Annotated in this window: 18 protein-coding genes and 1 pseudogene; 9 read left to right on the forward strand and 10 right to left on the reverse strand. The window is 41.8% G+C overall.

The genetic code is table 11. From position 1 onward, the window contains the following. Positions 1 to 132: 132 nt before the first annotated feature. A complete protein-coding gene (locus KUG37_RS07100; protein ID WP_216934485.1) occupies positions 133 to 837 on the reverse strand; it encodes an SIMPL domain-containing protein in 705 nt (234 codons plus the stop codon). Between the two features lie 474 nt (positions 838 to 1,311). On the opposite strand from KUG37_RS07100, the gene KUG37_RS07105 reads away from it, so the two are divergent. The 9 genes from KUG37_RS07105 to sohB all read left to right on the forward strand — a co-directional run bounded on the left by KUG37_RS07105 (position 1,312) and on the right by sohB (position 12,855). Continuing rightward, a complete protein-coding gene (locus tag KUG37_RS07105; RefSeq protein ID WP_216934487.1) occupies positions 1,312 to 2,685 on the forward strand; it encodes a diaminobutyrate--2-oxoglutarate transaminase in 1,374 nt (457 codons plus the stop codon). Between the two features lie 3 nt (positions 2,686 to 2,688). After that, on the forward strand, positions 2,689 to 4,221 hold the full coding sequence (locus KUG37_RS07110) for an aspartate aminotransferase family protein (RefSeq protein WP_216934489.1): 1,533 nt from the start codon (positions 2,689 to 2,691) through the stop codon (positions 4,219 to 4,221). Positions 4,222 to 4,395: 174 nt separating this feature from the next. Next, positions 4,396 to 5,745, forward strand: coding sequence for an MFS transporter (locus KUG37_RS07115; protein WP_216934491.1), 1,350 nt, complete (start codon positions 4,396 to 4,398; stop codon positions 5,743 to 5,745). A 457-nt stretch (positions 5,746 to 6,202) separates the two neighbouring features. Then, the gene (locus tag KUG37_RS07120) at positions 6,203 to 7,234 is read left to right on the forward strand and encodes a substrate-binding domain-containing protein (protein ID WP_216934492.1); all 1,032 of its coding nucleotides are present in this window, start codon (positions 6,203 to 6,205) and stop codon (positions 7,232 to 7,234) included. A 103-nt stretch (positions 7,235 to 7,337) separates the two neighbouring features. After that, entirely contained in the window at positions 7,338 to 8,717 is a 1,380-nt protein-coding gene (gene pstC / locus KUG37_RS07125; RefSeq protein WP_216934493.1) for a phosphate ABC transporter permease subunit PstC, read from the forward strand. Continuing rightward, positions 8,717 to 10,108, forward strand: a complete 1,392-nt coding sequence (gene pstA / locus KUG37_RS07130) for a phosphate ABC transporter permease PstA (protein WP_216934494.1) — start codon at positions 8,717 to 8,719, stop codon at positions 10,106 to 10,108. Before pstC ends, pstA begins: the two co-directional genes overlap by 1 nt. A gap of 14 nt (positions 10,109 to 10,122) precedes the next feature. Beyond that, positions 10,123 to 11,037, forward strand: coding sequence for a phosphate ABC transporter ATP-binding protein PstB (pstB, locus tag KUG37_RS07135; RefSeq protein ID WP_216934495.1), 915 nt, complete (start codon positions 10,123 to 10,125; stop codon positions 11,035 to 11,037). A gap of 53 nt (positions 11,038 to 11,090) precedes the next feature. Beyond that, positions 11,091 to 11,846, forward strand: coding sequence for a hypothetical protein (locus KUG37_RS07140; RefSeq protein ID WP_254202639.1), 756 nt, complete (start codon positions 11,091 to 11,093; stop codon positions 11,844 to 11,846). Between the two features lie 46 nt (positions 11,847 to 11,892). Next, a complete protein-coding gene (sohB, locus tag KUG37_RS07145; protein WP_216934496.1) occupies positions 11,893 to 12,855 on the forward strand; it encodes a protease SohB in 963 nt (320 codons plus the stop codon). A gap of 134 nt (positions 12,856 to 12,989) precedes the next feature. Here sohB and KUG37_RS07150 read toward each other — a convergent pair whose 3' ends face one another. The 9 genes and pseudogenes from KUG37_RS07150 to KUG37_RS07190 all read right to left on the reverse strand — a co-directional run. Continuing rightward, complete coding sequence (locus KUG37_RS07150) at positions 12,990 to 13,586, reverse strand: DUF1269 domain-containing protein (protein WP_216934497.1); 597 nt, start codon at positions 13,584 to 13,586, stop codon at positions 12,990 to 12,992. 193 nt (positions 13,587 to 13,779) lie between these two features. Next, a complete protein-coding gene (locus tag KUG37_RS07155; RefSeq protein WP_216934498.1) occupies positions 13,780 to 14,415 on the reverse strand; it encodes a DUF2238 domain-containing protein in 636 nt (211 codons plus the stop codon). A gap of 89 nt (positions 14,416 to 14,504) precedes the next feature. Further along, on the reverse strand, positions 14,505 to 15,893 hold the full coding sequence (gene purB / locus KUG37_RS07160) for an adenylosuccinate lyase (RefSeq protein WP_216934501.1): 1,389 nt from the start codon (positions 15,891 to 15,893) through the stop codon (positions 14,505 to 14,507). Between the two features lie 54 nt (positions 15,894 to 15,947). After that, on the reverse strand, positions 15,948 to 16,679 hold the full coding sequence (hflD, locus tag KUG37_RS07165; RefSeq protein ID WP_216934503.1) for a high frequency lysogenization protein HflD: 732 nt from the start codon (positions 16,677 to 16,679) through the stop codon (positions 15,948 to 15,950). Positions 16,680 to 16,686: 7 nt separating this feature from the next. Beyond that, complete coding sequence (gene mnmA, locus KUG37_RS07170; protein ID WP_216934505.1) at positions 16,687 to 17,826, reverse strand: tRNA 2-thiouridine(34) synthase MnmA; 1,140 nt, start codon at positions 17,824 to 17,826, stop codon at positions 16,687 to 16,689. A gap of 4 nt (positions 17,827 to 17,830) precedes the next feature. After that, positions 17,831 to 18,316, reverse strand: coding sequence for an NUDIX hydrolase (locus KUG37_RS07175; protein WP_216934507.1), 486 nt, complete (start codon positions 18,314 to 18,316; stop codon positions 17,831 to 17,833). 317 nt (positions 18,317 to 18,633) lie between these two features. Next, entirely contained in the window at positions 18,634 to 19,839 is a 1,206-nt protein-coding gene (locus KUG37_RS07180) for a S9 family peptidase (protein WP_216934509.1), read from the reverse strand. Positions 19,840 to 20,613: 774 nt separating this feature from the next. Further along, a complete protein-coding gene (gene hdeA / locus KUG37_RS07185) occupies positions 20,614 to 20,922 on the reverse strand; it encodes an acid-activated periplasmic chaperone HdeA (RefSeq protein ID WP_216934511.1) in 309 nt (102 codons plus the stop codon). A gap of 487 nt (positions 20,923 to 21,409) precedes the next feature. Then, positions 21,410 to 21,517: pseudogene (locus KUG37_RS07190) on the reverse strand (IS982 family transposase); the annotation flags it as partial.

Consider the following 21,517-nt stretch of genomic DNA (forward strand, 5'->3'; position numbering starts at 1 on the left):
CTAAACCGGTCAAACTTCAATTCCTACCCGAGTTTGTAGGATTCTGTAGTCTTGATTTTTTAAAGAATATTCAAATGATAAAAAACCACCCCAAAAGGTGGTTCTTAAAAATCCGAATAATATGATGAAGTCTTATTTAAACTGAATCGCACCATTGGCACTGACCGTCATTTGCGTTTCACCTGCAGCAACTTCCTGCTCTGGAACTGCCATAACTGCCGATGCAGCTTTCATCATGGCTATACGCGGTACTGGCTGGGGTGAATAGTTATTGGTATTCAGGTTTAAGTTTACCAGTTGATAACCAGCTTTATTCCAGGTTTGGGTTAAGGCCTGCGCACGTTGCTGAAAAATTTTGCTTGCTTCGATCATGAGTTCACTTTCGACTTTTTTACGTTTCTCATCTGAGACCTTGAAGTTAATAGACTGCGTTTGGAAGTGCTGCTGTAACTCGGCAATCAGTTGTGAAGTGGCTTTAAAGTCTTTTGATTCCAGACGAATCTGGGCGCGGCCACGCCATTCTTTCAACTTGCGGTTGTCATTGTCATAAACAGGATAAGTACTTTGTGCGCCCGTCTCGATTTTCACAGTCGGATATTTGCGTGCTGTGGCAATCGCCTGATTCATGAGCTGGTTGATTTGGGTGGCCAGTTCAGCCGGCTGTTTGTTGGATTTTTCAATATAAAGTACAGCATGCATTTCATCATTTGAAATTTCACGGCTGGCCTCTGCTGAAAGATTAACAACATTATAATTCATGGATTCAGCAGGAGCTGCAAATGCGCCTGTGGCTAGGGTGCTGGCAAGGATAAAACTGGTAAGTGCTAAGAGACGCATGGAATTGTCCTGTTTTTCTTAAAATTGGCCATCTAAGCCGTTGTTAAAATATTAAATCTCAATTGTGATTCTTTTACGAAATATTTGTCGTAAGAGTGTTAAATTTTCTTTAATTTTATTCTATTATTTGATTTATATTTATTGTTAATAATTAACCACTTAATAATAAAGTTTAAGATTTATTTCCGGAATGCTGGTTGTGCTACAAAAAAGCATAAAAGAACAAGCTTTTCTTTCTGCTGCCACACTGTAAGATGATGATTCAGGGGATGGATTGGCATAATGTTTTTTTTCGATAAAGATTAGGACAAAATGCGACTAAAAGTTGTTTATTTTCCTGGAAAATTCGGTATCATCCGCCTCCTAGTTATTCGAATACAAAACTGCTAGCTAGAACCTTATAAAGCGCCGAGTCAAAGGACCAAACGTCACCAGACTTATTTCTTTCACCCATATCAGAGATGGTAATTCGATATGAGCGTTACTTCTGTAAACCCTGCCACCAATTCCACAAACGAATACTACTTGACTCGCCAAAGTCAGATGGAATCGAATGTGCGTAGTTATCCACGTAAATTACCGTTAGCGATAGCGAAAGCACAAGGGTGCTGGGTTACCGATGTTGAAGGTACAGAGTACCTTGATTGTTTAGCTGGGGCAGGGACCTTGGCATTAGGTCATAATCATCCTGCAGTCATTCAAAGTATCCAGGATACAATTGCAAGTGGTTTGCCATTGCATACACTGGATATTACTACTCCTTTAAAAGATGCTTTTACTGAAGCGCTTCTTTCTTATCTTCCTGGTGGCCAAGAAGAGTACTGCTTGCAGTTCTGTGGTCCATCAGGTGCAGATGCAACAGAAGCTGCGATTAAACTTGCGAAAACCTTTACCGGTCGTAGTTCGGTAATCAGCTTCTCTGGCGGCTACCACGGTATGACCCACGGTGCATTGGCAATGACAGGTAACCTGTCTGCGAAAAATGCAGTGAATGGCTTGATGCCGGGTGTACAGTTTATGCCATACCCGCATGAATACCGCTGCCCGTTGGGTCTTGGTGGTGAAGCGGGCGTTGATGCCTTGACTTACTTCTTTGAAAACTTCATTGAAGATGTAGAAAGCGGCGTAACCAAACCTGCAGCTGTAATTCTTGAAGCGATTCAAGGTGAAGGCGGTGTGGTGACTGCGCCAGTCAAATGGTTGCAAAAAATTCGTGAAGTGACTGAAAAACACAACATCGTGTTGATTCTTGATGAAGTTCAGGCTGGTTTTGCCCGTTCAGGCAAAATGTTTGCATTTGAACACGCGGGGATTGAACCTGATGTGGTGGTAATGTCTAAAGCCGTGGGTGGTAGCTTGCCGCTTGCAGTGCTTGGTATTAAGCGTAAGTTTGATGCCTGGCAGCCAGCAGGTCATACCGGTACGTTCCGTGGTAACCAGTTGGCGATGGGTACTGGTCTTGCGACAATTAATACGATTACAGAACAAAACCTGGCGCAAAATGCACTAGAACGCGGTGATTACCTGCAGTCTGCATTGAAAGAGTTAGCCAATGAATTCCCATGTATTGGTAACGTACGTGGCCGTGGTCTGATGATTGGTGTTGAAATCGTAGATGAACGCAAACCGGCAGATCATATGGGGTCTTTACCTGCTGATGGTCAATTGGCTGCTGCGATCCAAACTGCATGTTTCAACAATAAGTTATTGCTTGAGAAAGGTGGTCGTAATGGTACAGTAATTCGTTTACTTTGCCCGTTGATCATTACTCAAACAGAATGTGAAGAAGTCATTGTCCGCTTCAAGAGAGCGATTGCTGAAGCACTTATAGCAGTTCGAGGCGTATAATTCATGGTAGATTTTGCAGAACATCGTAAAGCTTTACTCTGCAATGATGCTGCATCCATCGCTGACTATCAGTCAGCAATGGACCAGGCGACCCAAGCGGTTGCAGCATGGTTGCAAAACGACAAGATGTATACTGGCGGCAGCATTAAAGAGTTGCGCAGTGCAATTACATTTAATCCTTCAAAAGAAGGTTTGGGTTTAGAAAAATCTCTTGAGCGTATGGTTGAACTTTTTCTCAATAAAAGTTTGAAAGTTCATCATCCGCATTCACTTGCGCATCTTCACTGTCCAACGATGGTGACCAGCCAGATCGCAGAAGTACTGATTAACGCAACCAACCAGTCAATGGACTCATGGGATCAAAGCCCGGCAGGTTCATTGATGGAAGTTCAGCTGATTGACTGGTTACGTCAAAAAGTGGGTTATGGTCCAGGTCAGGCAGGTGTGTTCACTTCTGGTGGTACACAGTCTAACCTGATGGGCGTACTGCTTGCGCGTGATGCCTGCATCGCGAAAAACTGGAAAGATGAAAACGGTAATCCGTGGTCTGTTCAGCGTGACGGTATCCCTGCGGATGCGATGCGTAATGTCAAAGTCATCTGTTCTGAAAATGCACATTTTTCTGTGCAAAAGAACATGGCGATGATGGGCATGGGCTTCCAGTCAGTAGTCACTGTTCCTGTGAATGAAAATGCACAGATGGATGTTGATGCTCTGGAAAAAACCATGGCGCATCTTCAGTCTGAAGGCAAGATCGTGGCATGTGTAGTGGCAACTGCGGGTACGACTGACGCCGGTGCGATTGATCCATTGAAAGAAATTCGTGAAATCACCAACAAATATGGCGCGTGGATGCATATCGATGCGGCTTGGGGTGGAGCACTGATTCTATCCAATGAATATCGTTCTATGCTGGATGGTATTGAGTTGTCAGATTCGATCACGCTTGATTTCCATAAGCATTACTTCCAGACCATTTCTTGTGGCGCGTTCCTGCTGAAAGATGAAGCAAATTACCGTTTCATGCATTATGAAGCTGAGTATCTAAACTCTGCTTATGATGAAGAGCACGGTGTTCCTAACCTGGTGTCTAAGTCACTACAAACAACACGTCGTTTTGACGCGTTGAAATTGTGGATGACCGTTGAAGCACTTGGTGAAGAGCTGTATGGTTCAATGATTGACCATGGCGTGAAGTTAACCCGTGAAGTGGCAGACTACATTAAAGCGACTGATGGTTTAGAGCTTCTGCTTGAACCTCAATTCGCGTCTGTGCTGTTCCGTGTGGTTCCAGCGGGCTATCCGGTTGAATTATTGGATACGCTTAATCAAAACGTAGCAGACGAACTGTTTGCGCGTGGTGAAGCGAATATTGGTGTGACGAAAGTGGGTCAGGTTCAATCTTTGAAAATGACTACTTTAAGTCCGGTAGCAACGCTGGATAACGTGAAGAACTTGCTGGCACTGGTGCTTGCAGAAGCTGATCGTATCAAGGATTCAATTGCTGACGGTACTTATACACCGCCAATCGCATAAGCGGTTATGGTTTGAAAAAGGAGATCGAAATGATCTCCTTTTTTTATGATTAAATTTTAGTTTTAACTGCCCTGAGCAGACTCATTGCCATATATAAAAATATACCTTTTAAATCTTTGCTGCATTTTTTTTAAAACTATATGCTATTTAAAATAAAATGGAAAACTCAGGAATATGGAGCAAAATTTACAAGAAAAATCACTGATCAAAACAGTGATTGATCAAGGGATTTCTAAATATCAGTGGATGGTTATTGCATTTTGTTTCCTGATCGCATTATTTGACGGCTTTGATACTCAGGCTGTTGCATTTACAGCACCCGCTTTACTCGTACACTTTGATTTAGAAACAGGCGCATTAGCCCCGATTTTAACGGCAGGCATCATTGGAATGACGATAGGTGCAATGCTCTTAGGATTAATAGGAGACAAATTAGGGCGTCGGAAAACCTTAATTATGTGTACGGCCATTTTTTCTCTAGCCACGTTATTGATTGCCTATGCGACGAATGTTGAGCAAATATTGGTATTGAGATTTATTGCTGGATTAGGGATGGGCGGGGCAACACCTGTATTGCTTGCCTTGGCTGCTGAATATTCTCCGCAACGTTTCAAAGGTACAGTCACGACAGGTGTATTGTTGGCATTGCCAGCAGGAGCAATGTTAGGTGGCTTACTTGCTGCCAAGATTTTACCAGTGCTGGGTTGGCAAGGGATTTATTTGATTGGTGGCGGATTCCCATTATTTTTGTTGTTTGTCTTGTATTTCTTGTTGCCTGAATCTTTAGAATATATGGCACAAAACAACAAAAGTTCTTCTTTGTCCTCAATTCAGAAAATTCTCAACAAAATTTCTCCAGGAATTGGTGAAATTAAAGCTAAAGATCTACCTCAGCCAATCAAGACCCAACAACAAAAAGCCAAGTTGAGCATCTTGTTTCAGAATAATTTAGCACGTACCACAATGGGCGTATGGGGTACCTATTTCTTTAACTGGATTGCATGGTTCATGTTGTTGTCGTGGTTACCGACGGTCTTGAAACAGGCAGGACTTGCACCGGAAAATGCCCCTTATGCATCCGTTACGGTGAATGCAGCCTTTATCTTATTTGCCTTGCCGCTGGCTTATTGGTTGCCGAAATTAAATACAGCTAAAATTCTTAGTTTTATGTTAGTCACAGGGTTAGTGATTGTGGCAGGTTTAGGCCTGATTATTGAAAGCAATCAATGGGTTTATATCTTCACTTTGATTGCTTTAGCAGGATTTGGAATTGGCGGTCAACAGCTGGCTTTAAATTACCTGGTGATTGCGGCATATCCTACTCAAGTTCGTGCAACGGCAACAGGATGGGCGATTGGAATGGGACGTATGGGGGCAATTTTAGGATCGGCTATTGGCGGGATTATACTCACCCAATATGGTGTGTCTGGTTATTTTTATGCGCTCGGCATACCTTTGCTATTGGCACTCTGCTGTGTATTCCTGATTAAATATAGAATGCCACAAGTTCAGGTAAATGCATAATATTTGTGTAAGTGGCTAAATTAAAGTTCTATATTTAAATCAAAAGGAGATCGAAATGATCTCCTTTTTTTATTTTTGAGCAATGAGCAGATCAATTATCCTGTATAGATTCATCAGAAAAATACGGAATATCTGCCTCTATTTTAGCCTGTTATGAAACCGTCATCTGATTATGTAAAGCTGGGGAAGCAAGATTTTTCTTCAATTTGGTTTTATAAAAAGTGTTACATGTCCCTGATCTGATTGTTGGCTTCAATAAAATAATGAAAATAATTTATTTATTGAAATTTATAAATATTTTATAAGGCTAAAGCTGCCAAATTAAAAATCACCAAATCGTAATAAAGCTGTAACTTATTTGTCATATTCTAAAATCAAAATGCAGGTATCGAAAAAAGTACAAAACTGAATAAAAAGTGGCGTACTCCAAATTTGCATAAATGAGAGAGATCCTAGAATGCGCTTTACAAATATAGCTTTAGCATTAGCAGTAACCGGGGCAACTACCATAACAACCGCACACGCAGCTCGTGACACCATTCAAATTGCAGGTTCTTCAACGGTACTTCCATATGCCAGTATCGTGGCGGAAGAATTCGGTAATACTTTTCCACAGTTTAAAACCCCAGTGGTGGGTTCTGGCGGTTCTTCAGGTGGTCTAAAGCAATTCTGTAATGGTGTGGGCGATAACACGATTGATATCGCAAATTCTTCTCGTCAAATCAAAAGTACTGAGCTGGCAGAATGTAAAAAGAATGGCGTTAACCAAGTATTAGAAATCAAAATCGGTTATGACGGTATTGTATTTGCTTCCAATGCCAACAAAGCTGCTTATAAACTGCGTCCTCAGCATGTTTTCGCTGCGCTGGCTGCAGAACTTCCGTCGAATGGAAAAATGGTAGCTAACCCATATACACGCTGGAACCAGATTGATAAAGCACTTCCGAATGAACCGATCACGCTGGTCATTCCTGCTTCGAATCATGGTACGCGCGAAGTGTTCCAGGAGAAAATGGTGGATGCAGGTTGTGAATCGTATGCTGCAATTAAGTCTCTAGACAAAGATGCCAAGAAAAAAGCCTGTACCACCTTCCGTAAAGATGGCCGCGTAGTTGAGATTGCAGGTGACTATACCGAGACACTGGCACGTTTAAAAACCTCTCCAAGTGCAGTCGGTGTGTTTGGTTTGGGCTTTTATGACCAGAACCGTGACCGCTTGCGTGTTGCGACTGTGAACAATGTAGCACCTTCTGAAAAGACCATTCTGAATGGGGCTTATCCGGTATCACGTGCATTGTTCTTCTATGTCAAAGGGGAGCACCTGAAATCGATCAAAGGCTTACCGCAGTTCACAGAATACTTCCTGAACAAGAAGGTATCTGGTAAAGGTTCTAAGCTGGAAAAAGCGGGTCTGATTTCCATGTCTGATAAAGAACGTGCAGCAGTCCTGGTAAATTTCAAGGCTGGTAAAGCGGTTGTTGTGAAGTAATCGAAGATTTTGAAAACGCTGGTGGTAGGGGTAGCCTACCATCGGCTTTTTGCGATAAACAAGTTTTTTCAAACCATGAAAATTGAAAAATAGTGGAGAATACATGAATCTGCTACTTATAGGTGTGTTATTGGCCATCATGGCCATAGCCTATCAACTCGGATTAAGTAAAAGCCGTAGCTTAGCAGGTAAGGGCAGTAATTCTGCAAACTTACATTCGCGTCCTGGATATTATGGTGCCCTGGTTGCGCTATGGTGTGGTATCCCTGCATTTTTAATTTTGATTGTTTGGAATATGGTAGAGCCAAGTTTTCTGGAGCAGGTGGTACTCAACCATTTGCCGCAGGATATTTCGGCCAGTCTGGATCCGGCAAGTCTGAGTGTCGTTATTGATCGCGTTCAGGCACTTGCCTCAGGTTTCGGGGTCAGTGACACACCTGCAGCTTATGAAGTCGCAGCTGCAGAGCAGTTGGCTAAATTTTCGACCATTGGTACGTTTGCCAAATTGGCAGTGGTGATTTCGGCCGCACTGGCCGGTCTAGTCTGGGCGAAGAAACATATCAGCCAGGAATTCCGTGCACGCAACCAGGTCGAGAAAATAATTAATATTGGCCTGGCATTGTGTTCAGGAGTAGCGATTCTGACCACTCTCGGGATTGTGATGTCGATGTTTGGTGAGGCAATGCGGTTCTTCAGCTTTGTCAGCCCACTGGATTTCTTTTTTGGAACCGAATGGAACCCGGGCTTTAGTACCTCTGGCAGTGCCGAAGGCAGTTATGGTCTATTACCACTGCTGTGGGGCACGCTCATGGTCAGCGGTATCGCACTTTTTGTTGCGGTTCCGGTTGGTCTGATGATCGCGATCTATCTGGCAGAGTATGCTTCCCCACGGTTCCGCTCTTGGGCAAAACCCACCATTGAAGTATTGGCGGGTATTCCAACCATCGTCTATGGTGTTTTTGCCTTGATGATCATCGGGCCATTTCTTAAAAGCATGGGTGCTCTGGTCGGACTCGAAATTAATGCGACCAGTGCACTGACTGCAGGTCTGGTGATGGGCATCATGATCATTCCATTCGTATCTTCCCTGTCAGATGACATTATTACTCAGGTGCCACGTGCCTTACGGGATGGTTCTTTAGGTCTGGGGGCGACCAAGTCTGAAACAATCCGTCAGGTGGTTTTGCCCGCAGCCTTGCCCGGTATTATCGGTGCCTTCCTGCTGGCGGCTTCGCGTGCAATTGGTGAGACCATGATCGTGGTACTTGCAGCGGGGAACAGTCCGCAGCTGCATGCCAATCCGCTTGAAGCAGTGTCTACGGTCACAATCACCATTGTGAATCAGTTAACCGGTGATACCGACTTTGCCAGTCCGCAGGCGCTAGTCGCCTTTGCTTTAGGATTGACGCTATTTGTGATTACCCTGGGTTTGAACATTGTTGCACTGATCATCGTGCGTAAATATCGTGAGCAATACGACTAATGAGTACTTCAAATACAACGCTTGTGGATCAGCGTATTGATCCATCCATCGCTGCCGAGCTGCGTGAAAAGCGTAAGAAGACCATTCAAAGCTCTTTGGCACGACGTCATCGTAAAGAAAAAACGTTCCGTCTATTTGGTTTCACTGCGGTATTGGCAGGCCTGTTCTTTGTGGTATTGCTGTTCGGTAGTATTTTATCCAAAGGTTTGCCTGCATTCTGGCAAAGCAGTATGAGTTTGCCGATTCATTTCGATCCGGCCATTATAGATATTGGTCCAAAACCGAAGCCGATTGCAGGAGAATCTCCAGCGCAGTTTGAAGAGCGTATGATTGCCTGGCAAATGGATGTCGGCATGGTGGATTGGGATGCGCTGATTATCAACGGCATGATTGCCAAAGACAGCAAGCTGGCCAGCCAGCGTGATGAACTGGGTTCTTTATATACCAGTTCTGAGGCGTACCGTTTACGTGACATGGTCATAAATGATCCAGCTCTGGTCGGTCAAAGCAAAGAAGTAAAAATTCTGGCTGATGCCAATGTCGATGTCTGGCTGGCGGGAAATATTAACCGTGATCTTCCTGCTGAGCAGCAACAGCTCAGCCCGGAAATTCGTCAGGTGGCAGACGAGATGAAAGCTTCCGGTGTGATTGAAAACAGTTTCAATACTAATATTTTCACCAGTCCTGATTCACGCAGTTCACCGGCAACTTCTGGCCTGGCTGGCGCCATCATGGGCTCACTGTTCATGATGATGATCGTGATCTTTATCTCGATTCCAATTGGGGTAGCATCCGCGATCTATCTGGAAGAATTTGCACCGAAGAACTGGATTACCGATGTCGTAGAAGTCAATATCAACAACCTGGCAGCAGTTCCATCGATTGTGTTTGGTTTACTGGGTGCAGCGATCTTTATTGGCTGGATGCATTTGCCACTGTCAGCACCTTTAGTGGGTGGTTTGGTTCTGAGTCTGATGACCCTGCCAACTGTGATCATCACCACACGTGCATCACTCAAAGCTGTTCCACCTTCGATTCGTCAGGCAGCCTTAGGCTTAGGTGCTTCCCGTATCCAGATGGTATTCCATCATGTCTTGCCTTTGGCTTTTCCGGGTATTTTAACGGGTGCAATTATCGGGGTTGCACAGGCTTTGGGTGAAACCGCACCATTGTTATTAATCGGGATGAGTGCTTTTGTTGCCAGCGTTCCGGCTACACCATTTGATCAGTCAACGGCTTTACCCGTGCAGATTTTCTTATGGCAAGGCAATGAGTTGCGTAACTTCTTTGAAGGGCGTACCGCAGCAGCAATTATTGTACTTCTGGCCATGATGATCAGCTTGAACAGCCTGGCCATCTGGTTGCGTAAGAAATTTGAAGTCCGTTGGTAATAGGGGGCAGAATCATGAACACAAATGTTATTCAAAATTCCTTAGAAAAGGATCAATCCGTGAATTCACAACAGATACAATTCACCTCGGATGAGGCAACACATAAGCCAACAACTCCGTTTGTTTCCCAGTTCGATACGCAAAGCAGCAGTAAAAAAGATGCGAAGTCGGCGAATGTGAAACTTAGTACTTCTGATGTACATGTGTACTATGGTGAAGCGGAAGCGATTAAAGGCATTGATCTGAACATTTATGAAAATGAAGTGATTGCTTTTATTGGCCCGTCAGGCTGTGGTAAATCAACCTTTCTGCGCACCTTAAACCGCATGAACGATACCATTGATAGCTGCCGGGTAACCGGTAGAGTCATGCTCGACAATCAGGATATTTACGATCCAAATCTGGATGTGGTCTTGCTGCGTGCACAGGTTGGTATGGTATTCCAGAAGCCGAATCCGTTTCCGAAATCCATCTTTGACAATGTCTCCTATGGTCCGAAACTGCATGGTTTGGCGCGGGATAAATACGACCTTGAAGAAATTGTCGAAGGCAGCTTGCGTAAAGCCGGTTTGTGGGAAGAAGTGAAAGATCGTTTGAACCAGCCGGGAACAGGTTTGTCGGGTGGTCAGCAGCAACGTTTATGTATCGCGCGCACGATTGCAGTCAGCCCGGAAGTGATCTTGATGGATGAGCCGTGTTCGGCACTTGATCCCATTGCAACCGCCAAAGTGGAAGAACTGATTTCTGAACTTTCGACTCAGTACACGATTGCGATTGTGACGCACTCCATGCAGCAGGCAGCACGTGTCTCTGACCGGACTGCGTATTTCCATCTGGGTGATCTGATCGAAGTCAACTCGACCGAAAAGGTCTTTACCCAGCCGGATCATCAACTCACTGAAGCGTATATCACAGGGCGTTTTGGTTAATGACACTCATGAAATAAATATTTTAAAACAGAGACTTAGGATTCTGTTTTTTTATGTTATATGTAATTTTTAAAACTATAAATCACATACGCATGCGCAATTACCATTTGACCAAGAAAGAGGGAATACTTGTTGTTGAAACAAAGCAAGAACTGTACAGCGCATTATTCGGTTCGGTGAATTTCCCGCGAAATTTGAGTATTTTCTTTGTCTGCTTAAGCTTAAGTCTTGTCATGGCGACATTGTTTGTTCATGAGTGTTGGTTTCCAACCTCTCAAAGTCGCGGTATGACCAATTATCATCGATGGTTATATGATGTCTATGTGGTGATATCAATTTTGATTGTGCCTCTTGTGTATCTACGTTTTAGAAAACAAATAACCAATATCACATTCCGACAAAAATGGAATGCATACATTCGAGCCTATGCACAGTATCAATTTAAATTAAAAGAGGTGGTAGAAAATATAGATGATGACAGAACAGGACAGCAAAAACGCACTAATTCTATGCTACGGTATTTTTTGAAGCATAAATGGTTTCAATATATTTTGATTGTGTCATGCATTTATGGCTGTATTGCCATGTATATTTGGGTAACACCATTCGTAAGTACAAGAGGATCTAGTTTTTGGATTCTAACGTGGTGGCCCATAAATGCTTTGATTATTGGTGTACTTTATTATATTCAGTTTCCATTGTTTCTGCATTTGTTGTCCATTAAAGAAGTCAATCAGCACTATAGGATTTTACATCAAAGGGCATCTCGAGATAATTCCACAAATACGGTTGAAAAATTAACACATTGACCTAATCTAAGAGTATAAGCCGAATTAAATAGAGAATAGATTTTTTATGTTATTTCATAGTCCGAAACTGCCCGCAGAAATCCGTGTCAGTCATTTAAACGCGCGTATCAATGAACAACGGAAAAAAATAGCGCAAACTACTGGCTCCAAACTGGAGCTTTTGCAGTTGTCTCAACAGCTGTCAAAAGAAGCTCGTGCGCGTAAAAAAACCAATCAAAAAGTCTATGTACTCGATTTTAAAGGCGATATGGCAGCTTCTGCAGTAGAAGGCTTACGTGAAGAAATCACTTTGATTCTGGCCACAGCTAAAGCGGGTCGTGATCGTGTGGTAGTGCGTCTGGAAAGTCCGGGTGGTATGGTGCATGGCTATGGACTTGCAGCAGCTCAATTGGTGCGTTTGCGTGATGCCGGCTTCCATTTAACCATCTGTGTCGATAAAGTAGCGGCCAGTGGCGGTTATATGATGGCATGTATTGCCAACGAAATTATTTCTGCACCATTCGCGATTGTGGGTTCAATTGGGGTGGTTGCTCAGGTACCAAACTTTAACCGTCTATTGAAAGACAACAAAATTGATTTTGAACTCTATACGGCAGGCCAGTACAAACGTACCGTGACCATGTTTGGTGAAAATACCGAAGAGGGCAAAGCCAAGTTTGAGGAAGAATTACAGCAAACACATGCTTTATTCAAACATTTCGTTGAAAAGTATCGCCCGCAGCTGAATATTGAAAAAGTGGCAACCGGTGAACATTGGTATGGACGAGATGCGCTGGATCTCAATCTTGTTGATACACTGCAAACCTCGGATGAATACCTGCTTAGTTTATTGTCCCAACATGATGTCTATTCCATTCAGACTCGCAAGAAACCAACTTTAGGTGAAAAATTGGGCCTGCAAGCAGCACAAATTGCTGATTCACTTGTCCCTACTATAGTGAATAAAGTCATGGAAAGCTTAAGCCAAGCTAATGCAAACTTGGTACAAATGCGCGATCCAAAACTGTAATTATTGGCTATAAAAGTTAGTGAATAAAAAAGCTCACAGAATGTGAGCTTTTTTATTTGTGTAATAAAAGTTCTCAATCAAAAGAAGAACAATTTTGGCATATGGAGTCATTACAGGATGTCTTTTCTGATTTGCTATTTTGACAGATGGAAGCGGGATTTAAGAGCTTCCCATTTTGCTTGGCGTCTTGCTTTATGTTCAGCCTTTTTTTGCTCTTTTAGGGTTACATTGGCGATACGCTGCGATTCATGCCAAGCTTCAACACTCGCTTCAATTTCTGATTGCACATCATCAAAACTCCAGCGATAAATTGTTGCACCGGTTTTGTCAAATAAAGCATCAATAAAATCTTCAGATTCTTCATAAGCATCAATGAGCAAGCCTGTACTTTCTTCAGGTAAGGCTTGGCTGATTTTTGTCAATACAGCCATATCGTCCTGCTCATGATTAATGTCATAAGACTCACCAAGTAATGCACCAGCGGTAAAACCTAGGACAATCCCGAGTGGGCCACCTAATATTCCAATTAAGGCTCCCAGCAGACCTCCACCTACAAGTCCACTATCCTGACGAGGATCAAACTGTTCCTCAATTTTAAAATTTCCGTTTTCTTTACGTTTGAGCAGTGTAATTTCATTAAGATTTTGAATAGGTGAATTTTTTAACTTATTAAAACCTTCAAATGCTTTGGATGATTCATCCCATGTGATTAGGATAATATTATGAGCCATTTCTTATTACCTTTTTTTTTGATTATTCGATATTAAAGATCATACAATTTCATATTTACTCAATGGGTTAATTTTTGTTGATGTTAGGGTGGGTTTAGTTATATGGGGTTGCCTGGACTTAAATCAGGAATGATGTCCTGATTTTGAATTTTTGGCTTGTACAGAATTAGATTTAATTAATAAAATAAAAAAGTTAGGAGGGTGTTTTATCAGGTCGTATTAACATGATAATACCTGTGATGATCGCACCAATGGTAGCCAGTAACATATCTTTATGGGCATCCCATATATCGCCTTGCTGCCCATTATAGTTTTCAGCATCTTCTGCGGATAGACGAATGGCAATGAACCATTCAAGCCATTCATAAACCAGGCTGCTGGCCATTACAAACTGGATGACTAACAGAAAAATAACCACAGGATTTTGCTGCGGCAGCCAGACCTGAAACAGGCGATAGAAAATTGGATAAAGTAATAATCCGTAGGTCAGATGGACAAAACGGTCAAACATATTGCGTGACCAGTGCATCGTTTCATTCAGATTAAAGCCAAAAATTTGCTCAATCCACTGGTTATAGGGCACATAAGAATACAGGTAGTGTGCAGCAATCACATGAATAATCAGAAAAATAATACATAAATTAAAACTTATAAAGTTCAGGCCGATTTTATACAGGCAGATGAGGAGCATGATGATCATGAACACGGTGCCAGCCTGATGCAATACATAAGCTTCCAGCTCTAAAGGATGGATACTGGCAATCATAATCGCAAGAATTAAGATGCCCAGGCTCACATAGTGTTTGGCAGAAAGTTGATAATCAATCATGTCATTATTGTGAAAGAATCTTTTTAGAATAAAATGCATTATAAATAAAAAAGCGAAGCCTGAGCTTCGCTTTTTCGTCTTATTGCAAATTAGATTTTAGCAATCAGCTCAGCCACCTGTTTGGCCTGTTCAGCTGCATTACCTGTATAAGATGCAGGGGTCATTTCTGCTAAACGCGCACGGTCAGCAGCAGGAACAGCTTCTAACTCGTTACCGTTTACGAAATCAACCATCATGTCGCGAGTCATGGCTTGACCACGAGTAAGGGCTTTTAATTTTTCGTATGGCTTTTCTACATTGTAGCGACGCATTACAGTTTGAATTGGTTCAGCCAATACTTCTTGAGCATTGTTTAAGTCTTCATTAATACGTGCAGCATTGAGTTCAAGTTTGCCAATACCTTTAGCACATGCTTCGAAAGCAATTAAGCTTTGTGCAAAACCAACACCCATGTTGCGAAGCACAGTAGAGTCCGTCAGGTCACGCTGCCAGCGAGAAATCGGCAGTTTTTCGCCAAGGTGAGCCAATACAGCATTGGCCAAGCCCAAGTTACCTTCAGAGTTTTCAAAGTCAATCGGGTTGACTTTGTGCGGCATGGTTGAAGAACCAACTTCGCCTTCTTTCAGTTTTTGCTTGAAGAAACCTAGAGAGATATAACCCCAAACATCACGGTTAAAATCAATCAGAATGGTGTTGAAACGACGAAGCGCATCAAACAGTTCTGCCATATAGTCATGCGGCTCGATTTGTGTGGTATACGGGTTGAAGTCTAGACCCAAAGATTCTACAAATGCTTGTGAATGCGCAGGCCAGTTGATGTCTGGGTAAGCAGAGTAGTGTGCATTGTAGTTGCCGACCGCACCATTGATTTTGCCCAGAAGTTCAACATTTTTAAACTGTTTGATTTGACGTGCAAGACGATAGGCCACGTTCGCCATTTCTTTACCTAACGTCGTTGGACTTGCAGTTTGACCATGTGTACGTGACAACATGGGCTGGTCTGCATGCTTTTCTGAAAGCGCTACGATCGAATCAATGATTTGCTGCATAGATGCAACCAGTACATCACGACCGTTTTTCAGCATCAAGGCATGCGACAGGTTGTTAATATCTTCAGACGTACATGCAAAGTGAATGAATTCACCGGCATTTTTCAATTCATCGATATTGGCGATTTTTTCTTTCAGGAAATATTCAACCGCTTTAACGTCGTGGTTGGTGGTGCGTTCGATCTCTTTGATGCGGTTGGCATCATCTTCAGAAAAATCACTCACAATCGCATCAAGCGCTGCATTCGTTTCGCCTGAAAACGCCGGGACTTCATTAATTTCCGGGTGGTTTGCAAGCGCTTGTAACCAACGCACTTCAACAGTCACACGAGCATGGATTAAACCAAACTCAGAAAGAAAGGGACGTAGAGCATCACATTTGCTCGCGTAACGTCCATCTAATGGAGAAAGTGCAGTTAAAGCGTTCATATCGATTCCTTAGATTTTGGAATTAAACGTAAAACGAAACACGTGCAGCATCAGTTAAACCACCTGAAACTGTAAACGCGCTAGATTCTGAATATCTTGTAGCAACTTGCGTTTGCCAAATACCATGCCCCAAGAGCTGCCACCAAGCTGACGCCACAGGTGTGCCATTTGCAAACCGGTAAATAGGGAAGCGCGGATGCGGTTGGTGTGTCCGGCATCTTTAAAGGCTTGGGCATTGCCACGTACCATAATGCGCGGATTAATCTGTCCGGCAGTATCAACATAGGTTTGAGCGAGATTGGCAAGGATGCTGGGGTGCAGGTAATTATTATCGAAAAAGGAGAGCTGTCTGAGAATTTTCTGTTGGGACTGTTCAATAATCTCAACAAATTTGGGATTGCTATAAACCTTCTTTTCTAATTGAAGAAGTGCCATCGCATAGGACATTGGAAGTTTGGTGCTGGAAAGTTTTGGAATTCTAGATTTTGGTGAAGTATTGAAAGGTTGAATAATACTGCTTTCTAATGTTTTTAAACCTAGGGAAATATCGGACAGTTGATTAAAAAAGTCTAGCGTCTGGGCATTCTGATTAATACCAGGACGGATATTGAGACTGGCTCTAATCAACTGTTCAAAATAAAAGTTACCACTTTCACCAATACTTTGCTGACCTGTCACTGCGGTCATATGGGTCAGCTGGGTAGCCTGAAATACACCCGCTAATGCCAAAGCACGATTTTGACGAGTATTCAACGTTGTGGCTGGTTGAAATGGTAACTCCGTCATGCCGAATTCATCCTTTTATAAAATCAGGTTTAGGCGCATTGGTATGATGAATCACACCACCCCCTAAACAAACTTCACCTGAATAGAACACCACGCTTTGACCTGGGGTCACTGCACGTTGAGGTTCATCAAATTCAACACGAACACCATTGGGTGATTCTGAATCCTGGTATACAGTACATGCTTGATCAGTCTGACGGTAACGGGTTTTGGCCGTGCAGCGGAAACCTATTTCAGGAATATCCTGCTCACCTGCCACCCAGTCAATCGCCTCACTCCAAAGTATGGTGCTTTGCATGAGTGGGTGTTCATGGCCTTGACCTACCACCAGACGATTGCCTTCGATATCTTTATGCAATACGAACCAGGCACCTTCAGCGACGCCTTTCATGCCACCAATGCCGATCCCGCCACGTTGACCGAGCGTATAGTACATTAAGCCGTGATGATCACCAACCTCTTTACCGTCTTCCAGTACGATTTTTCCGGGTTGAGCGGGTAAATATTGCTTCAAGAAGTCATTAAAACGGCGTTCGCCAATAAAACAGATGCCCGTCGAATCTTTTTTCTTGGCAGTGACCAGATCTAATTCTTCTGCAATTTTACGGACTTGCGGCTTTTCAATTTCACCAACAGGGAACAGGGTCTTGTTAATTTCACGACCATGTACGGCATGCAGGAAGTAAGTCTGGTCTTTATTACTGTCTACGCCACGAAGCAGCGGTGCATATTCTTCACCACGAGAATTAGTCATGGTTTCACCGCGACGGCAGTAATGACCTGTCGCAATAAAATCAGCACCTAGGTTTACCGCGTGATCCAGAAAGGCCCGGAATTTAATTTCTTTATTACATAAAATGTCCGGGTTTGGAGTACGGCCAGCTGCATATTCCGCCAGAAAGTGTTCAAAGACACGATCCCAGTACTCCATGGCAAAATTGGCAGTATGCAGTTTGATCCCGATTTTATCGCAAACGGCCTGTGCATCGGCCAGATCATCCATGGCCGTGCAATATTCCGTGCCGTCATCTTCTTCCCAGTTCTTCATGAAAAGGCCCTCAACCTGATAGCCCTGTTGAAGTAAAAGTGCAGCAGATACAGACGAATCTACACCACCTGACATACCGACGATGACACGTTGTTGCATAGGATTAGGCATCCAAATTTGAAATTAAGGGAGAGTTTTGGTGCTCGTAAATGAGCGATAAAGGATAGCGTTTACCCGCTTGGGCATCCTGCACGGCTTTAATCACCAGTGGACTACGCGCACGTGCAGTTTCAACCAGTTCGTCCAGCGTCATCCAGACTGGGCCGATGATGCCGGTATCCAGTTCAGCAGTTTGATCATAACTCCTCACTTCTGCCTTAAAGCAGAAACGGTAATATGTGCGATCTGGAAACATGGGTGGGGTATAGGTATAGATCCCGATCAGGTCAGTAATCTGGACCTGATAACCGGTCTCTTCCATGGTTTCGCGAACTGCTGCTTCAATGATCGTTTCACCTGCTTCGACATGACCGGCAGGCTGATTAAAGACAGGATGGGTCACAGACGCCGCATGTTCTTCGACAAACAGGAATTTTCCGTTTTGTTCGACAACGGTAGCGACAGTGACATGAGCAGTCCAAGCGGTCATAAAACAGCACCCGGGGAAAGAAAGCACTATTCTACAAAATTTAGGGGGCGGTGGCTATGTGGATGGTAGGATTTCTTTGATTCTGTAAATAATTGAGATTTTGAAAATAAGCAGAGGGAAATATAAATAAGGAGGCACATTAAACGTTTTGCTATTAATAGGTAGTGTACTGACATCAGTCAGTAATATAGGGAAAAGTTTTTGGAAAAAAGCCCCTTTCAAAGAGGGGCTTTAATATGCTTTTAATTCATTATAAAAATGAATAAATTTTATTGTTCGATGCAATTAGACCTGACTAAACTGCTAAATAGTCTAGACTATTTTACATTACAGTTACTTTGAAATTTCCCTTGATCCACCGAACTGATAAAGTTTCCAATCAGAGTTGGGCTTTGTCTCAGGGAATCACGATGATCTCCACCTTTAACCACATGGAATTCGATAGGTTTTTTCATTTTGCAAATCTGCTGAAAATAAGCATAAGTTCCACGAGGATCGACCAGCTGATCTTGATCACCCTGTACCAGCATCACAGGTACCGTAGGTATCATATTTTCAATCGACTGTTTTTTTAGATAAGTAATCAAAGGGGTCAGATTGGCATCTGGTTTGAAAACTGTTTTTGGCGCTTGTTTTAAGTCCTCTTGCAATTCTGACAAACAACGACTACGCGCAAAAGTAAGAATTTTATTCATTTCGGGAGTCACGAGATTCGCAGGGTTAAGACTTGGCTCTGCTGCTTCAGCACCCAGAAGAACGATAGGAAAAAACGAGGCAACACTAGGTGAAATCTGAGGATGAGTTTTTACATATTCAGCAATTCCCTGATATTGATAACCTCCCGGCGCAAGGGCAATTGCCCCCCGAAGTTTGAACTCTGGCGCATATTTTTGTCCATTTGCTGCTACCATAATAGTGGCAGCACCACCTTGGCTATGTCCCATGACATACCAGTCTTTACTAAACTGATAAGGTTTTAAAAAATGGGCTGCTCTTACAGCATCGACTACAGTGTGCAACTGGCTCTGGGCATTCATATAGGGATGTAAGGTGGGCGTACCCAAACCTTGATAGTCGGGCGCAACTACTGCATAACCACGCGCAAGCCAGGCATTTAGAGCCTTGGCTGCGATTTGCTGGTAGACATGTACCGGCCCGCCGACATAATCCTCGGAGGGTGCACAGGTATCTGCCACACCAGTTGTACCATGAGCCCAGGCTAGGACAGGCCAGCCACCTTTGGGTGCCTTGCCCTTAGGCAATAAAATGAGTCCAGAAGTTACGATAGGCTCGGAATAAATTCCACGACTGCGATAATTAATTAAAAACCGTTGTGAAGCATTGGTAAACAGATCGGGAGTTTGCTCTTTTATAGACAGTAGCGTACCTGGTGTTTTTGCTGCAATATCAGATAACTGGGTTTTGTCTTGATTGGTAGGGGCAGGAGAGGCGAACACATATGCAGAACCCAAGCACAGGCAGCCGACTATAATTTTTGAAATAGGATTTTTTATTTTCAACATGGAAATATTCTCCACTCTTACTTATATAATCTTAAATGTTCTAAATTTATATTAGACAGATGATCTAAATAAAAACTATAGATAATTTTATAATAAATTCAGAGAGGTAAATAGTTCTTTTTGTAAATTGAATACCTTTAAGTTGTATGAAGGTTGTTTTAATTAACTACCTGTAAATTAATAATTAAATTTTAAAAAAATCGATTTTCATCAGGCGGTAATTTCTTCTGAGGAAGTATATTTTGTGATTTAATATTTTACAAAAAATGCATTAGAAATATTTTAACTGCTTTGTTTTAATTTTCTTAAAGGTCTAAGTGCAAGAGTAGATTTGAAATTGAACCTCTCTCTTGGCTTCTATACGTGTTGCCTTTATTCCCAAGCAGCTACTTGATAGATTAAAAGATTATACTGGCACACCTCAGGCATGTTCTATACCCAATGAAAATCTCTAATTTTCAATGATAGGAAATAGTATGAAGAAGCAGGGGGTACTCTAAATATTAAGTTCAAGTATTATATTTAATAAATTGATTTTTTTGAAAATACATGGGCTCTATCTAAATCAAATTTTAATGATATAGAGCTATGGGTATCCTGTTTATAAGAGGAGATATTTGATCTCTCCTAGAAGATACTTAATTTTTCTATTTGATTTAGCAAAATTTAATTATAAAAAATTAATTTTTATCTGAGAATTAATGATGAATTGGCTAAAAAACAGTAATTAAATTTAATTACTGTTTTTTAAATATAGAAAGAGTTAGTAAGGACTTATTTTATTTTTGCCCACTCTTTAGCCAGCCGTTGTCTAAAACTTTGTTTTTTATCTTTTTTACACTCCTGAACCATAATAGGTGTGACTTTTTCAATACCTTTTGTGTCTATGATCTCATTTTCCATACCTTTATTCTTCATATTTAAAGCTATAGATACTCCGACAGCAGTTGGTTGGTATGTGGTATCTAACACAAGAAAGTCTTCACACGTCCAGCGGCTTAGTGGTTTATTTGCGGGAGCAGCATTCACAAAAACTGGAGTTAATGCTACACAAGATAGAATTATGATAGATAATTTTTTCATTTTAATTAATCTCTTATACCGGTTATGAAATTATTTTGGATTATAATATTTAATTATAATCTTATTTAATAAAATTAACCGATGCTTTAAAAAATGTATATTAATAATATGTATCTAATTTTATATAAATCTGAATAAAGAACGTTAACTATTTAAAAAACAAGGTATTCAAATATTTTTATAAAAGGTCTTTTAAAAAATTAATTAACTAAAGTTATAAATTAGCTTTATTTTACAAAGAATATGTTTAAAAAGTCTTTTTTAAATTTGGCAGGGTGAATGCTAAGAAAATGCATTAAAATTAATGCCAAAGACGTAGAAAGAAAATAAATTAAGATTAAGTGATGCAGTCAAAAATTTTTAGAGAATTTATTTGTTTTATAAAAGAAAAACAATTAGAGAATTTGATCTATGTCATAAAAAATATAAAAAATATGAAAGGCTTAAATATTTCACATCACCCATTGTTAATTAACCTGAATCCTGCTTAAGCCGATGATTTCATAATTTGAATTTTTGGCTTATTTCGATGGGTTAATTGATATGCACATAGCGAAGCATAAATTCCGCTGAGAAATCCATGAAGACTACGTGC

The organism is Acinetobacter sp. BY419, assembly GCF_019038395.1.
Taxonomy (GTDB): domain Bacteria; phylum Pseudomonadota; class Gammaproteobacteria; order Pseudomonadales; family Moraxellaceae; genus Acinetobacter.

Excerpts from the sequence above, each read along its gene's own strand:
- KUG37_RS07100 (WP_216934485.1), bottom strand. The coding sequence starts at position 837 with ATGCGTCTCTTAGCACTTACCAGTTTTATCCTTGCCAGCACCCTAGCC.
- KUG37_RS07105 (WP_216934487.1), top strand. The coding sequence starts at position 1,312 with ATGAGCGTTACTTCTGTAAACCCTGCCACCAATTCCACAAACGAATAC.
- KUG37_RS07110 (WP_216934489.1), top strand. The coding sequence starts at position 2,689 with ATGGTAGATTTTGCAGAACATCGTAAAGCTTTACTCTGCAATGATGCT.
- KUG37_RS07115 (WP_216934491.1), top strand. The coding sequence starts at position 4,396 with ATGGAGCAAAATTTACAAGAAAAATCACTGATCAAAACAGTGATTGAT.
- KUG37_RS07120 (WP_216934492.1), top strand. The coding sequence starts at position 6,203 with ATGCGCTTTACAAATATAGCTTTAGCATTAGCAGTAACCGGGGCAACT.
- pstC (WP_216934493.1), top strand. The coding sequence starts at position 7,338 with ATGAATCTGCTACTTATAGGTGTGTTATTGGCCATCATGGCCATAGCC.
- pstA (WP_216934494.1), top strand. The coding sequence starts at position 8,717 with ATGAGTACTTCAAATACAACGCTTGTGGATCAGCGTATTGATCCATCC.
- pstB (WP_216934495.1), top strand. The coding sequence starts at position 10,123 with ATGAACACAAATGTTATTCAAAATTCCTTAGAAAAGGATCAATCCGTG.
- KUG37_RS07140 (WP_254202639.1), top strand. The coding sequence starts at position 11,091 with ATGTTATATGTAATTTTTAAAACTATAAATCACATACGCATGCGCAAT.
- sohB (WP_216934496.1), top strand. The coding sequence starts at position 11,893 with ATGTTATTTCATAGTCCGAAACTGCCCGCAGAAATCCGTGTCAGTCAT.
- KUG37_RS07150 (WP_216934497.1), bottom strand. The coding sequence starts at position 13,586 with ATGGCTCATAATATTATCCTAATCACATGGGATGAATCATCCAAAGCA.
- KUG37_RS07155 (WP_216934498.1), bottom strand. The coding sequence starts at position 14,415 with ATGATTGATTATCAACTTTCTGCCAAACACTATGTGAGCCTGGGCATC.
- purB (WP_216934501.1), bottom strand. The coding sequence starts at position 15,893 with ATGAACGCTTTAACTGCACTTTCTCCATTAGATGGACGTTACGCGAGC.
- hflD (WP_216934503.1), bottom strand. The coding sequence starts at position 16,679 with ATGACGGAGTTACCATTTCAACCAGCCACAACGTTGAATACTCGTCAA.
- mnmA (WP_216934505.1), bottom strand. The coding sequence starts at position 17,826 with ATGCAACAACGTGTCATCGTCGGTATGTCAGGTGGTGTAGATTCGTCT.
- KUG37_RS07175 (WP_216934507.1), bottom strand. The coding sequence starts at position 18,316 with ATGACCGCTTGGACTGCTCATGTCACTGTCGCTACCGTTGTCGAACAA.
- KUG37_RS07180 (WP_216934509.1), bottom strand. The coding sequence starts at position 19,839 with ATGTTGAAAATAAAAAATCCTATTTCAAAAATTATAGTCGGCTGCCTG.
- hdeA (WP_216934511.1), bottom strand. The coding sequence starts at position 20,922 with ATGAAAAAATTATCTATCATAATTCTATCTTGTGTAGCATTAACTCCA.